This window comes from Cognatilysobacter bugurensis, from assembly GCF_014652095.1.
In the GTDB taxonomy this organism is placed as follows: domain Bacteria; phylum Pseudomonadota; class Gammaproteobacteria; order Xanthomonadales; family Xanthomonadaceae; genus Cognatilysobacter; species Cognatilysobacter bugurensis.
This window is the reverse complement of sequence record NZ_BMYD01000001.1, coordinates 971,337-984,900: the sequence shown is the minus strand read 5'-3', so window position 1 is coordinate 984,900 and position 13,564 is coordinate 971,337. Positions and strand designations below refer to the sequence as shown.

Sequence of the window (13,564 nt, the reverse complement as noted above, 5' to 3'; positions counted from 1 at the left end):
GTCTCCGTGATCGGCGGGGCGACACTGCGGACTGCCACTGAATGGCGTTGGACGACGTTCTCGACGAGCACGAACAAAGCGAGCGCGTGCTCGCCTGGCTGCGGCGCAACGGTGCTGGACTCATTGGCGGCATCCTGCTGGGGCTTGCCGCCATCTTTGGGTGGAAATGGTGGCAGGCGCGGCAGGCTGCCGAGCAAGCCGCAGCCTCGCTTCGCTACCGCACGGCGGTTGAAGCCATTTCCGCCGGAAATCTCGCCGAGCAGTCGAAGCTGCAGTCGCTCGAGCCGGGCTTGTACCGGACGCTCGGCAGCCTGGCCGTTGCGAAAGCCCAGCTCGCGCAGAACAAGCGCGATGATGCGATTGCAACCCTCCGCACGATCCGGGCGGAAGATCCTGCGCTCGCGGCGATCGTCAACGAGCGCCTTGCGCGCCTGCTCATCGACGCCGGCAAAGGCGCCGATGCGCTCAAGGTGATCGGCACGTCGGAATCGCCCGCGATGCTGGAAGTGCAGGGCGATGCGCATCTCGCGGTCGGCCAGAAGGACCGCGCTCGTGACAGCTACGAGCGCGCGCTCAAGCGCCTCGAGGTCGACGCTCCGCAGCGTCGCCTCATCGAACTCAAGCTGACCCAGGTCGGCGGCACCCCCACCACGCCCGAGGCCCGCAGTTGATGACCTCCCGTTTTGAATTTGGCGTGCATGCGCGCCCGAATCCGCGCGTCGCGCTGCGCGCCGCGGCCGCTCTTGCATGCGTCGCAGTGCTCGGCGGCTGCACGACTGTTCGTGGCTGGTTCTCCAGCGACGACGACGAGCCGAACGAGCCGGTCGCGCTGAAGGATTTCGCGCCTTCCGCTGCCGTTGCCCAGCTGTGGTCGGCGAATGTCGGCAAGGGTGAGGGGCGACTCGGCGCGCGTCAGGCCCCTGCGGTAGCGGATGGACGCGTTTATGCCGCAGCGGTCGAGGGCGGCGTCCACGCGCTGGACCTGCAGACCGGGCGCGTCCTGTGGCATTACAAGACGGAGCTGCCGCTTGCCGGCGGTCCCGCCGTCGGGGACGGGCTCGTGGTTGTCGGCGGGCTTGACGGAACCGTGATCGCCCTCGATGCGTCGACGGGCACCGAGAAGTGGCGGTCCAAGCTCAAGGCCGAAATCATCTCGGCGCCGTCGATCGGATTGGGCTCCGTGTTCGTCCGCTCGAACGACGGGCGTGTCACGGCGTTCGACGCGTCGAACGGCGAGCGCCGCTGGTTTTGGAACCGCGACACGCCGACGCTGTCGCTGCGCGGCACGAGCTCACCTGTGCTGGGCCCCGGCTTTGTCTTTATCGGCAATGACGATGGCACCGTCGCGGCGCTGTCGGCTGAGGACGGACGACCGCTTTGGGAGCTGCCGGTTGCTCAGCCGGAAGGCCGCACCGAGCTCGACCGCATGTCGGACGTCGACGGCACGCCCGTGCTCGACGGCGCCACTCTGGTGGCGACCAGCTTCAAGAACCGCACGATCGCGGTCGATGCGCCGACCGGGCGTCCGATGTGGTCCAGCGACAACGGCGGCCCGGGCCGCGTCGCCGTTGGCAGCGACCGCGTTGTGGTCACGGCGCCGACCGGCATCGTCTTTGGGCTCGACAAGGCCGGCGGCAGCGCGCTTTGGCAGCAGCCGGGTCTCGCGCGCCGCGGTGTGACCTCTCCCGCGATTCACGGCGACTACGCAGTCGTCGGCGACCAGGACGGCTACCTGCACTGGCTCAAGCTCGACAATGGCGAGTTTGCTGCGCGCGCGCGCGCAGGCCGGGATGCGCTTCGTGCGCCGCCGGTCGTGGCGGACGGCATTGCGGTCGTCCAGAACGTCGACGGCAAAGTCATCGCATTCCGCCTGAATCCCTGAGCGGTCCGCGCCGCGCGCCGGCCGGACCACGCGGCGCCGCCTCACCGGGCGGCGCAGTCGTTTTAAGCTCCTGATCGTCCACCGAACCGGCCGCCCCTATGCTCCCTCTCGTCGCCCTCGTCGGCCGGCCCAACGTCGGCAAATCCACGCTTTTCAACGCGCTCACGCGCAGTCGCGACGCGCTCGTGCACGACCAGCCCGGCGTGACACGCGACCGTCATTACGGTGTCTGCCGCCCGGAGGGGCAACGGCCCTTCGCTGTGGTTGACACCGGCGGCATCGCGGGCGAAGACGAGGGCCTGGCCGGCGCGACCGCGCGACAGGCGCGCGCCGCCGCTGAGGAAGCCGACCTCGTGCTCTTCGTGGTCGACGGCCGGGAAGGCGCGAGCGCGCTCGACGACGAAATCCTCGCGTGGTTGCGCAAGGCGGCGCGGCCGACCCTGCTCGTCGTCAACAAGACCGACGGTCTCGATGTGCAGGCCGCCGTCAACGAGTTCGCGCGCTATGGCATTGCCGATCGCGTTGCGGTGTCGTCGGCGCACCGGCAGGGCATCGACACGCTCATCGACGAGGTGCTCGAGCGCGTGCCGGAAGAAGGGGCGGGCACCGAGCTCGACACCGACCCCGACCGCATCCGAGTGGCCTTCATCGGCCGCCCGAACGTCGGCAAGTCCACCCTCGTGAACCGCGTGCTCGGCGAGGAGCGAATGATTGCGTCCGAGGTCCCGGGCACGACGCGCGATTCCGTGTCGATCGACATGGAGCGCGACGGCCGGTTGTACCGCCTGATCGACACGGCGGGGCTGCGTCGTAAGGCGCGCGTCGATGAAGCGGTCGAGAAGTTTTCGATCGTCAAGACGCTGCAGGCGATCGAGCACTGCCAGGTCGCCGTCGTACTCATCGACGCGAGCGAAGGCGTGACCGACCAGGACGCGAGCGTGCTGGGCTATGCGCTCGACGCGGGCCGCGCGCTCGTCGTCGCCGTCAACAAGTGGGACGGACTCACGGATTATCAGCGGCAGCAGGCCGAGGCGATGCTCGAACGTAAACTCGGCTTCGTCGAATGGGCCGAGGCGGTGCGCATCAGTGCGAAGCACGGTTCCGGCCTGCGGGAGCTGTTCCGCGCCGTCCACCGCGCCCATGCGTCGGCGACGACCGAGATCGGTACCAGCGAGGTCACGCGGGCGCTCGAGATTGCGTACGAGACCAATCCGCCGCCGGTCGTGCGCGGCCACGTCGCAAAGTTGCGTTTCGCCCATCCGGCGGGCACGAATCCGCCGACGTTCGTCGTGCACGGCACGCGCCTGCGCACGCTCAGCGACACGTACAAGCGCTACCTCGAGAACTTCTTCCGCAAGCGCTTCAAGCTTGTCGGGACGCCCGTCCGATTCGTGTTCAAGGAAGGCACGAACCCGTATGAGGGCCGAAAGAACGTGCTCAACGAGCGTCAGATCGCGAAGAAGCGGCGCCTGATCAGGCACGTCAAGCGCGGAAAGTGAAGCGCGGGATGTCGGGCACGTGGCGTGCACGCCGACTGCGTCCGTCGCGCGCAACGCGACTCACGGTCGCGTAGTGCACCCGTTAGGCGCCGGCACCACGTTGGGCGTCCTCGCTGGCGGCCGGGCGACGCGGCTCGGGGGCCTCGACAAGGCCTGGCTCGAACGAGACGGCGTGCCGCAGGTGCTGCGGTTGGTGGACGCGCTTGCCGGCAACGTTGACGACGTCATTGTCAGCGCGAACCGTAACCTGTCGCGCTACGAGGGCCGCGGCCTGCGTGTCGTCGCTGATCGCCTGATGCGCGCGGGCCAGGGCCCGGTCGCCGCGCTCGACGCGTTGGCGTCGGCCTGCACGACCGAATGGCTGGTCACGGTGCCGGTCGATCTTGTCCGAGTGCCTGCGGACTTGGTCGCGCTGCTGCGCGGCGGCTGCGCACCCGACGCGGCCTACCTTCATGACGCCGACCGGCCGCAGCCTCTCGTCGCGCGGTGGCGCGTGCACGCGTTGCGCGCTGCGCTGGGCTCGGGCCCGGCTGGCGCGATGTCGGTACATGCGCTGCACGCGCGCATCGGCTCAGCCTGCGTGCGTGCGGAGGCGATTGCGCTGGGCAACCTCAACACGCCGGAGGACCTCGCGGCCGCGGGCGTCATCGTGGCACCCTGATGGGATGAACCTGACAGACGCCCTCGAAACGGTGCGCCGCGTCGGCGCCGTGCGCACCACCGATGTGCAGACGCTCGCGCTCGCACGCGCGCACAGGCGTGTGCTCGCCGAAGAGATGCTCGGGCCTGACGCCTCGCCCGTGGACGTCGCCGCGCCCGGGCAGGTGCTCACGCCGATCGCAGTCGCGCACGCGGCGCGCGTGGGCGTCGAGATTGCGCGGGTGCGGCGTCGGCCCACGATCGCGGTATTCGTCATCGAGAGCGGCGACCGCGGTGCAAGCGATGCGGCGCATGCGCTGCTGACGGGGCTGCTGCGCGCGGACGGCTTAGAGCCGACCGCATGGCCGTCGCTCCAGGCCGACGAACGCAACGTTGAAATCGCGATCCGCGATGCAGGATGCGCCTTCGATGCGATCGCCGTATGCGGCGACACGAACGGCAGGGCGCTCGTCGACCGGGTGCTCGCCGCGTTTGGCGACGTGCGCGTCGCAGCGCTGGATTTGGACGGCGAGGCCGCCGCATTCCGCTTTGCGACGCTCGATGCGGCCTGCGTGCTCGCGCTGCCCCTCGACCCGCTCGCGCTCGCCGGGCTGTATCTCACGGCGGGGCGCGCACTGATCGACGCGCTCGAGGCCAGGACGGACCGCCGTCTCCCGCAGCGTGCACGGCTCGACGCGCCGCGCGCGACGCCGCGTGCATTCGAATGGGCGCGCGCGCGTGTCGACGAGCCAGGTGTATCGACGCTCGTGTCAACTGGCATGGAGGTGTCCGCCGGGGCGCCGGTCGACGCCGTGCTGCTGCCTGAATCCGAAGGCGCGGCCGGCGACGCATCGAGCCTTGCGGTGCCGCTGCCCACTCTTTGACGCGGCGATAATCCGCGGATGGCAATCGAACGCATCACCCCGGCACAGGCGCGCGAGCGCAGCGCACGCGGCGTCCCGCTGATCGACATCCGCGACGCCCACGAGCGCGAGGTCGCGCACGCTACGGCGTCGCGGCACGTGCCGATGACCGCGCTGGAGTCGAGCCCGATCTCGCATGTGCCCGATCTGCACGCGCCGCTGATGCTGATCTGCGAGCGCGGCGGTCGCTCGTTGCGGGCCGCCCAGCGACTGGAGGCGTTCGGGTACACGTCCGTCGCCTCGGTCGACGGAGGCACCGCGGCGTGGGTTGCCGACGGGCTGCCTGTCGAACGTGCCGAGATCGACCGCGACTTCCACGATCGCTACTCGCGGCATCTGCGTCTCCCGCAGGTCGGGCTCGACGGCCAGCGCCGGCTCGAGGCGGCGCACGTCGCGATCGTCGGGGCGGGTGGCCTGGGCTCGCCGATCGCCTATTACCTGGGCGCGGCCGGTGTTGGCACGCTGACGATCGCGGACGACGACGTGGTCGATCGCAGCAACCTGCAGCGTCAGATCCTGCACACGGACGCCGCCATCGGCCAGCCGAAGGTTGCCTCCGCACGGCGGGCGGTCGAAGCACTGAATCCGCGCTTGCGGGTGCACGCATTCGCCGAGCGCGTCGCGGCCTCGAACGTGGAGAGACTGGTCGGCGAGGCCGACGTCGTGGTCGACGGTGCGGACAACTTCGCCGCGCGCTACCTGCTCAACGATGCCTGCGTGAAACTGGGCAAGCCGCTCGTGTACGGGGCCGTGCACCGGTTCGACGGCCAGGCGAGCGTGTTCGATGCCGGCCGGCGTCGCGGCGACGCACCGTGTTATCGCTGCCTGTTTCCCGAGGCGCCCCCGCCGGACGCCGCGCCGAACTGCGCGGAGGCGGGCGTGCTCGGCGTGCTGCCCGGCGTCATCGGGCTCGTGCAGGCGACCGAAGCGATCAAGCTGCTGCTGGGCCTAGGCGAGTCGCTCGCAGGCCGACTGCTGCACTTCGATGCGCTGGCGATGCGCTTTCGTGAAACGCGCCTCCGGCCGGATCCCGACTGCGCGGTGTGTTCGCCCGGTCGTGAATTCCCGGGCTACACCGACTGTGAGACGGTCTGCGCAACGCCCGGGTAATGCTGACGCGGCATGCGACTGAAACTCTTGAATACCCGATTGCCAGGCGTCGCGAGGCGTAAACGCGCGGGCGGGGCCTTGAAGCGCTGGGCACTGGCGGTCGCCTGCGCGCTGTGCGCCTCCGACGTGATCGCATGCACTCCGGCCGGTCGCGCCGAGACACTGGGCGAGCGCATCGCGGCCGTCGCGTGCACCGAGCACGAGCGCTGGTACGCCCCGTTTATCGACGCCAGCGGCAGGCTCGCGGCGGCTGGCGTGTCGGAGGCCGAAGCCTCGGCGCTTCGTGACGGCACGCCTGCGTGGCATCGGGTGGCGCAGTACTGGCGCAACAGCGGCGTCCGGTGGCCGTCACCCCTCTTGCCCGAGGGCACCGACTGCAGCGTGGTCGACGCCACGACCGCGCCGCCGGCGAACGTGGCGCTGTGCCGAACGTTTCTGGTCGACATGCCGTGGTCGGCGGTATTCGTGTCTTACGTGATGACGCAAGCCGGGGCGCCGGGGTTCACGCCGTCCGCAGCGCACATCGACTTCGTTGGCGCAGCACACAGGGGCGAAGGCCCGTTCCGGTTCGCGGATCCGCAAGCTGAAGCGCCGGCCGCCGGCGATCTGCTTTGCTACGTGCGCGAGCCGGAAGCGCTGTTCGGTCATCCGGGCCTGCGCGGGTGGCTCGATCGTTGGCCAGCGGAGTGGCTCCCCATGCATTGCGACGTTGTTGTCTCGACTCATGGCGGCCACGCCCGTGTCGTCGGCGGCAACGTGCTGCACGGCGTCACGATGCGGCTACTGCCGATCAACCGCGCGGGGCGGTTCCGAGGCCTGCCGCAGCGCACGGCGGAGGACTATCCGTGCGACCCCGATCGGCCCGCCATGTGCAACCTCAATCGACAGGACTGGGCGGCCCTGTTGAAGCTCGATCCCGCACTCAAGCCGAACGCGCCGCCTGCCTCTGAGCCCTCGTGCTGCACCGCGTGTCTGGTTCCGTTGCCCGCCGGCGTCGTGCGGTGCGAAGCGAACGCGCGGCTGTCACCCTAAAGCCTCATCGGCATGCGCGCTGGCGCCGCCGCATCCGCTTGAGGCGGGGCCGACGAACGACTGCAATGCCCGGTTGAACGCGGGTGCCTCGACGACATCGATGTGGGTCGCTCCCGGGAGCTCGACCACGCCCGGGGCGCGCGGTAGGGCGCGGATCAAGGCACGTGTGCTGGCGTTCGGCACGACGGTGTCGTGTCCCGCGACCGCGACGAGCACCGGGGTGCGCAGGTCCGCAACTGCCGCGGCGGCCTCGTACCGTTCGCGCAGCAGCAAGCGTGCGGGCGCCCACGGCAGGTGCGACTGGGCCACGGTCGACAGGCGGTCGAACGGCGTCACGAGGACCAGGCGATCGACGGCGCGCTCGGATGCGAGCCGCGCTGCAACGCCCGCGCCGAGGCTCCGGCCGATCACGGTCACGGTGCCCTTGGGGTGGGCCCTGCGAACGATGTCGAACACCGCGCGCGCATCCCCAACGATCGCGGTTTCCGACGGCGTGCCGTCGCTCGCGCCGTAGCCCCGGTACGCGACGAGGTACAGGGCGTGATGCGGAAACAGAGCGCGCAGGCGCTCGCGCATCGGCAGAAGCGTTTCCGCGTTGCCACCGAAGTAGACGATGGCGTCCGCGCAGTCGGCGCGCACACGCCAGCCGCGCAGCACGACGCCGTCGCGCGTGATCGAGAAATCCGTCGACGCGGCGGGCGTGCGGGTGAAGCCGGGGTGGTAGATCAGGCGCCGCTGCTGCACGAACAGCCACGCGCACAACGCAACCCAGAGCGCGAGCGCAATTGCCACGGCTCCGAGGGTGACTCGCATCAGGCTGCGACCGGGCATGGAGAGGTCTCTTCGAACGCGGCGCTGGATCGGCGAAGCTGCGCGATTCGGGGATAATGCCCGGCCCGACTCCGCAGGTCCCGCCCGGCATGACGGCCACGTCCGACGCGTCCACCGCCCGCATTCTCGACGGCAAGCGCATTGCCGAGAACCTGCTCGACGACCTGAAGGCACGCGTCGACGCACGCGTCGCCGCCGGGCTCAAGCCGCCGGGCCTCGCGGTGGTGCTGGTCGGCGACGATCCGGCCTCGAGCGTGTACGTACGCAACAAGCGCCGCGCCGCGCAGAAAGTGGGGATCCGCGCGATCGATTACGACCTGCCGGCAGACACGGGCGACGCCGACCTGCTGGCGCTCATCGACCGGCTCAACGCGGACCCGGACGTGCACGGCATCCTCGTGCAGCTGCCACTGCCGGACCGCCGGGACGCCACGGCGCTGATCCATCGAATCGATCCGCGCAAGGACGTCGACGGCTTCCATCCGCAGAACGTCGGGCACCTGACGCTGCGCCAGTTCGGCCTGCGTCCGTGCACGCCGCGCGGCATCACGACGCTGCTCGCATACACGGACCGCCCGGTGCGCGGGCAAAGCGCGACGGTGGTCGGCGTGTCGAACCACGTCGGGCGACCGATGGCGCTCGAGCTGCTGATCGCCGGCTGCACCGTCACCTGCTGCCACAAGTTCACGCCGCCTGACGTGCTCGAGGCGTCTGTCCGGAACGCGGACATCCTCGTGGTTGCGGTCGGGCGCCCGGGCCTGGTTCCGGGCGAATGGGTGAAGCAGGGCGCCGTCGTGATCGACGTCGGTATCAACCGCCTCGACGACGGACGTTTGGTCGGGGATGTGGGCTTCGACGCCGCGGCCCAGCGCGCGAGCTGGATCACGCCGGTGCCCGGTGGGGTGGGGCCGATGACGGTGGCCACGCTGATGCAGAACACGCTCGAGGCGGCCGAGGCTGCGGGCAGCTGATCGGGCTCGCGGCGGGGCTGCCGTTCGCCGAGCGTCGATCGGATTTGCCGAGGTAGCTCAGCCTCGGATCTGGGTCTGCACGCCGAGCCGGCGCGGCTGGATGCGGCGTCGCCGGACGCTGGTCGAGGCGCGCCACCCCAAACCTGCGCCAACCGGCATAGGCGGTTCAAAAAAGCCGAAACCCGAGCGGTCGCCCAGCGGCTACAATGGCGTGCTTCATCCCTTCGGGACCGCCCATGCTGCGCATCCAGGCTGAAGCGCTGACGTTCGACGATGTGTCGCTCGTCCCCGCGCATTCCACCGTCCTGCCGAAGGACGTTTCGCTCGCCACCCGACTGACCCGCGATCTCGCGATCCGCCTGCCGCTGCTGTCGGCGGCGATGGACACCGTGAGCGAGGCGCGGCTCGCGATCGCCATGGCGCAGCTCGGCGGCATCTCGATCATCCACAAGAACATGGGGGTCGAGGCGCAGGCCGCGCATGTCGCGCAGGTCAAGACGTTCGAAGCCGGCGTGATCAAACAGCCGTTCACCGTCGGCCCCGAGACCACGATCGGCGAGGTGCTCAAGCTCACGCGCGCGCGCAACATCTCGGGCGTGCCCGTGGTGGACGCAGGCGGCCATCTGGTCGGCCTCGTCACGAGCCGCGACATGCGCTTCGAGAAGCAGCTCGACGATCCGGTCCGCCACATCATGACCAAGAAGGATCGGCTCGTGACCGTGCGCGAAGGTGCGTCGGACGACGAAGTGCTGGAGCTGCTGCACAAGCACCGCATCGAAAAGGTGCTCGTCGTCAACGACGAATTCGCGCTGCGCGGCCTGATCACCGTCAAGGACATCCAGAAGAAGCGCGACAACCCGAACGCGGCCTACGACGCGAGCGAACGCCTGGTCGTCGGCGCGGCCGTCGGCGTCGGTGGCGACACCGAGGCGCGCGTGGAAGCGCTCGTCGCGGCAGGCGTCGACGTGATCGTGGTCGACACCGCGCACGGCCATTCGCAGGGCGTGCTCGACCGCGTGAAGTGGGTCAAGACGCGCTTCCCGCAGGTGCAGGTGATCGGCGGCAACATCGTGACGGGCGATGCTGCGCTCGCGCTGATGGACCACGGCGCGGACGCGGTGAAGGTCGGCGTCGGCCCGGGTTCGATCTGCACCACGCGCATCGTCGCGGGTGTCGGCGTGCCGCAGATCACCGCGGTGTCGATGGTCGCCGAGGCGCTGCAGGACCGCATCCCGCTGATCGCCGACGGCGGCATCCGCTATTCCGGTGACATCGGCAAGGCGATCGTCGCAGGCGCATCGAGCGTGATGGTCGGTGGCCTGTTCGCGGGCACCGAGGAAGCGCCCGGCGAGGTCGAATTGTTCCAGGGCCGCAGCTACAAGAGCTACCGCGGCATGGGCTCGCTCGGCGCGATGGAGCAGGGGTCGAAGGACCGCTACTTTCAGGACGCGTCCGATGCCGACAAGCTCGTGCCCGAGGGCATCGAAGGCCGCGTGCCGTACCGCGGCCCGCTGCGCAACGTGGTGCACCAGCTCGCCGGCGGCCTGCGCGCGACGATGGGCTATGTCGGCTGCGCGACGATGGACGAGATGCGCAAGAAGCCGAGCTTCGTACGCGTGACCAGCGCCGGCACGCGCGAGAGCCACGTGCACGACGTCCAGATCACGAAGGAACCGCCGAATTACCGCACCTGACGGTGCGCGGGATCGGCTTGCGGACCGCGACACTGCTCGCGGTCCCGCGCCGATCGCCCCGAGCGGCGGGCGACATCGGCCCGCCTTTGCGTCGAACTCCACTGGCGAACCGAGCCCCGTGCAGAACATCCACAGCGACAAGATCCTCATCCTCGATTTCGGCGCGCAGTACACGCAGCTGATTGCCCGCCGCATCCGCGAGATCGGCGTGTACTGCGAGGTGTGGGCGTGGGACCACAACCCGGACGAGATCGCGGGTTTCGGCGCAAACGGCATCATCCTGTCGGGCGGCCCGGAGTCGACGACGATCGAAGGCGCGCCGCGCGCACCGCAGCAGGTATTCGATTCGGGTCTGCCGATCCTCGGCATCTGTTACGGCATGCAGACGCTCGCCGCGCAGCTCGGCGGTGCGACGGAAGCCGCCGACGCGCGTGAGTTCGGCCATGCGCAGGTCGAGCTGGTTGCCGCCGACGCGCTGCTCGACGGCCTTGAGAACCACGCCGGTCCGCCGCGCAAGCTCGATGTCTGGATGAGCCACGGCGACCACGTCGCGAAGGCGCCGCCGGGCTTCACAATTACCGCGCGCACCGACCGCATCCCCGTTGCCGCGATGGCGAACGAGGACAAGCGCTGGTACGGCGTGCAGTTCCATCCCGAAGTCACGCACACGAAATCCGGCCAAGCGCTGCTGCGCCGGTTCGTCGTCGACATCTGCGGTTGCCGCACGCTGTGGACCGCCGCGAACATCATCGAAGACCAGATCGCGCGCGTGCGCGAGCAGGTCGGCGACGACGAGGTGATCCTGGGCCTGTCCGGCGGCGTGGACTCGTCCGTCGTCGCAGCGCTGCTGCACCGCGCGATCGGCGACAAGCTCACCTGCGTATTCGTCGACACCGGCCTGCTGCGCTGGCAGGAAGGCGACCAGGTGATGGCGATGTTCGCCGAGCACATGGGCGTGAAGGTTATCCGTGTCGACGCCGCCGATCGCTATTTCGACCGCCTTCGCGGCGTCGAGGATCCGGAGGCCAAGCGCAAGATCATCGGCAACCTGTTCGTCGAGATCTTCGACGAGGAATCGTCGAAGCTCGCGAACGCACGTTGGCTCGCGCAAGGCACGATCTACCCCGACGTGATCGAGTCGGCCGGCAGCAAGACCGGCAAGGCGCATGTCATCAAGAGCCACCACAACGTGGGCGGGCTTCCGGAGCACATGAAACTCGGGCTCGTCGAGCCGCTGCGCGAACTGTTCAAGGACGAAGTGCGCCGGCTTGGCGTCGAGCTCGGCCTGCCGCGTTCGATGGTCTACCGGCATCCGTTCCCGGGCCCGGGTCTGGGTGTGCGCATCCTCGGCGAGGTGCGCCGGGAACACGCGGAACTGCTGGCCAAGGCTGACCACATCTTCATCGAGGAACTGCGCCGCGCGGACCTGTACGACAAGGTCAGCCAGGCGTTCGCGGTGTTCCTGCCGGTCAAGTCCGTCGGCGTCGTCGGCGACGCGCGTGCATACGAGTGGGTCATCGCCCTGCGCGCGGTCGAGACCATCGACTTCATGACCGCGCACTGGGCGCACCTGCCGTACGAATTCCTCGGCCACGTGTCGACTCGGATCATCAACGAGCTGCGCGGCGTCTCGCGCGTCGTCTACGACATCAGCGGCAAGCCGCCCGCGACGATCGAATGGGAGTAGGCAACCCGCTCGCGAGCTGTTGGCTCGCGGGTCGCCTACTGCCGGGCCGTGGATGGCGGGGCCGGGCCTTCGGAAGGTCCGGATGTTGCGCCACGGAAGGCTGCGGTCGACCGAGCCTATGGCCCGCAGGTGATCTACTAACCGGCCCTGGATGGCCGGGCCCGACCCTCGGCAGTTCGCGGTTTCGCGCCATGGATGGCTGCGTCGAATCGAGCCAGTGGCTTGCAGGTCACTTACCGGCCGGCAATGGATGGCGCGACCCGGCCGTTCAAAGAACGAGCCGTCCCGCCGTGGACACCCGCCTGTCACTCAATCGAGTCGCGGCGTGAGCCTGACAACCTGCGATTCCCTCGACCCGAACGACGAGCGCTGGATGCGCCACGCTCTTGCGCTCGCGGAGCGCGCCGAGCGCGAAGACGACGAGATCCCGGTCGGCGCCGTGCTCGTGTCGGCCGACGGCGATCTGCTCGGCGAAGGCTCGAACCGCAACATCACCGATCGCGACCCCTCCGCGCACGCGGAGATCGTTGCGATGCGCGAAGGCGGACAGCGCCTCGGCAACCACCGTTTGATCGGCACCACGCTCTACATCACTCTGGAGCCGTGTGCCATGTGTGCGATGGCGATCGTGCATGCGCGGGTGTCGCGCGTCGTTTTCGGTGCGTTCGACCCTAAGACGGGGGCCGCCGGCAGCGTGTTCGATCTGCTTGCCGACCCGCGGCACAACCATCGGGTTGCGGTGCAAGGCGGCGTGCTCGGCATCGAGGCGGGCACGATGCTCACGAACTACTTCCGCCGCAAGCGTGGCAAGCCGCCGATCTGACCGAGCGTTTCAGCCGCGGCGGCGCGACAGCTCGTGGTCGAGCTCCTCGTCGAAACTTCGAACTGACAGACTGACCTCGCTGCCGAGCGCGACGCTTGCCAGCAGCAGGAAGCTCACGCCGAGCACTGCGAGCACGGTGGGCAGCACGCCGAGACGGAACTGCAGGAACGCGTCGATCGCAAGCGCGAGGCTGGTCCCGACGAACGCGCCGAGCCCGGCATACAGCAGCTGGCACGCGCGCAACACGAGTTGCGCGCGCTGACGGTGGCGCTTGATCTGCGAGTCGCGCACGTCCCGATCGGGCGCGTCGTACTCCCACGCGACGATGAGCGCACGGAGGCGGTCGACCACGCGCGCGAGCCGCGCATTCGCGGACACGAGCAGCGATGCAGTCGCGGCCATGAGCAGGGCGGGGGCCAGCATCGAGGTCAGGATGGCGTAATGACCAAGGGCAGGAGAGTCGGGCATGGTCG

At 69.4% G+C, this 13,564-nt stretch carries 13 protein-coding genes; 11 read left to right on the top strand and 2 right to left on the bottom strand.

The features are described from left to right. Positions 1 to 41 precede the first annotated feature (41 nt). From IE075_RS04480 to IE075_RS04450, 7 genes are all read left to right on the top strand, one after another. A complete protein-coding gene (locus IE075_RS04480) occupies positions 42 to 671 on the top strand; it encodes a YfgM family protein (protein ID WP_189453696.1) in 630 nt (209 codons plus the stop codon). Beyond that, positions 671 to 1,882 (top strand): outer membrane protein assembly factor BamB, encoded by a 1,212-nt coding sequence (gene bamB, locus IE075_RS04475; RefSeq protein ID WP_189453693.1) that lies wholly within the window; start codon positions 671 to 673, stop codon positions 1,880 to 1,882. The genes IE075_RS04480 and bamB overlap by 1 nt, the downstream gene beginning before the upstream one ends. A gap of 98 nt (positions 1,883 to 1,980) precedes the next feature. Next, positions 1,981 to 3,381, top strand: coding sequence for a ribosome biogenesis GTPase Der (der, locus tag IE075_RS04470; protein ID WP_189453691.1), 1,401 nt, complete (start codon positions 1,981 to 1,983; stop codon positions 3,379 to 3,381). Positions 3,382 to 3,454: 73 nt separating this feature from the next. Continuing rightward, the gene (gene mobA / locus IE075_RS04465) at positions 3,455 to 4,042 is read left to right on the top strand and encodes a molybdenum cofactor guanylyltransferase (RefSeq protein ID WP_189453689.1); all 588 of its coding nucleotides are present in this window, start codon (positions 3,455 to 3,457) and stop codon (positions 4,040 to 4,042) included. Positions 4,043 to 4,046: 4 nt separating this feature from the next. After that, entirely contained in the window at positions 4,047 to 4,904 is an 858-nt protein-coding gene (locus IE075_RS04460) for a MoeA family protein (protein ID WP_189453686.1), read from the top strand. A gap of 18 nt (positions 4,905 to 4,922) precedes the next feature. Continuing rightward, entirely contained in the window at positions 4,923 to 6,053 is a 1,131-nt protein-coding gene (moeB, locus tag IE075_RS04455) for a molybdopterin-synthase adenylyltransferase MoeB (RefSeq protein WP_189453684.1), read from the top strand. A 78-nt stretch (positions 6,054 to 6,131) separates the two neighbouring features. Next, positions 6,132 to 7,085, top strand: coding sequence for a DUF2272 domain-containing protein (locus IE075_RS04450; protein WP_189453682.1), 954 nt, complete (start codon positions 6,132 to 6,134; stop codon positions 7,083 to 7,085). Here IE075_RS04450 and IE075_RS04445 read toward each other — a convergent pair. Beyond that, the gene (locus IE075_RS04445) at positions 7,077 to 7,898 is read right to left on the bottom strand and encodes an alpha/beta hydrolase (protein ID WP_229792311.1); all 822 of its coding nucleotides are present in this window, start codon (positions 7,896 to 7,898) and stop codon (positions 7,077 to 7,079) included. The two genes, IE075_RS04450 and IE075_RS04445, sit on opposite strands and share 9 nt — an antisense overlap. A 107-nt stretch (positions 7,899 to 8,005) precedes the next feature. Here IE075_RS04445 and folD point away from each other — a divergent pair, with 107 nt between their 5' ends. The 4 genes from folD (at position 8,006) to tadA (ending at position 13,091) form a co-directional block, all read left to right on the top strand. Then, positions 8,006 to 8,887, top strand: a complete 882-nt coding sequence (gene folD / locus IE075_RS04440) for a bifunctional methylenetetrahydrofolate dehydrogenase/methenyltetrahydrofolate cyclohydrolase FolD (RefSeq protein WP_189453680.1) — start codon at positions 8,006 to 8,008, stop codon at positions 8,885 to 8,887. 236 nt (positions 8,888 to 9,123) lie between these two features. After that, the gene (guaB, locus tag IE075_RS04435) at positions 9,124 to 10,581 is read left to right on the top strand and encodes an IMP dehydrogenase (protein ID WP_189453678.1); all 1,458 of its coding nucleotides are present in this window, start codon (positions 9,124 to 9,126) and stop codon (positions 10,579 to 10,581) included. A 118-nt stretch (positions 10,582 to 10,699) separates the two neighbouring features. Further along, entirely contained in the window at positions 10,700 to 12,268 is a 1,569-nt protein-coding gene (guaA, locus tag IE075_RS04430) for a glutamine-hydrolyzing GMP synthase (RefSeq protein WP_189453675.1), read from the top strand. Between the two features lie 325 nt (positions 12,269 to 12,593). After that, positions 12,594 to 13,091: a tRNA adenosine(34) deaminase TadA gene (gene tadA, locus IE075_RS04425; RefSeq protein ID WP_268244908.1), complete on the top strand. Its 498-nt coding sequence runs from the start codon at positions 12,594 to 12,596 to the stop codon at positions 13,089 to 13,091. 9 nt (positions 13,092 to 13,100) lie between these two features. On the opposite strand, the gene IE075_RS04420 is transcribed toward tadA, so the two are convergent. After that, positions 13,101 to 13,559, bottom strand: a complete 459-nt coding sequence (locus tag IE075_RS04420) for a DUF2721 domain-containing protein (RefSeq protein WP_189453672.1) — start codon at positions 13,557 to 13,559, stop codon at positions 13,101 to 13,103. Positions 13,560 to 13,564 lie beyond the last annotated feature (5 nt).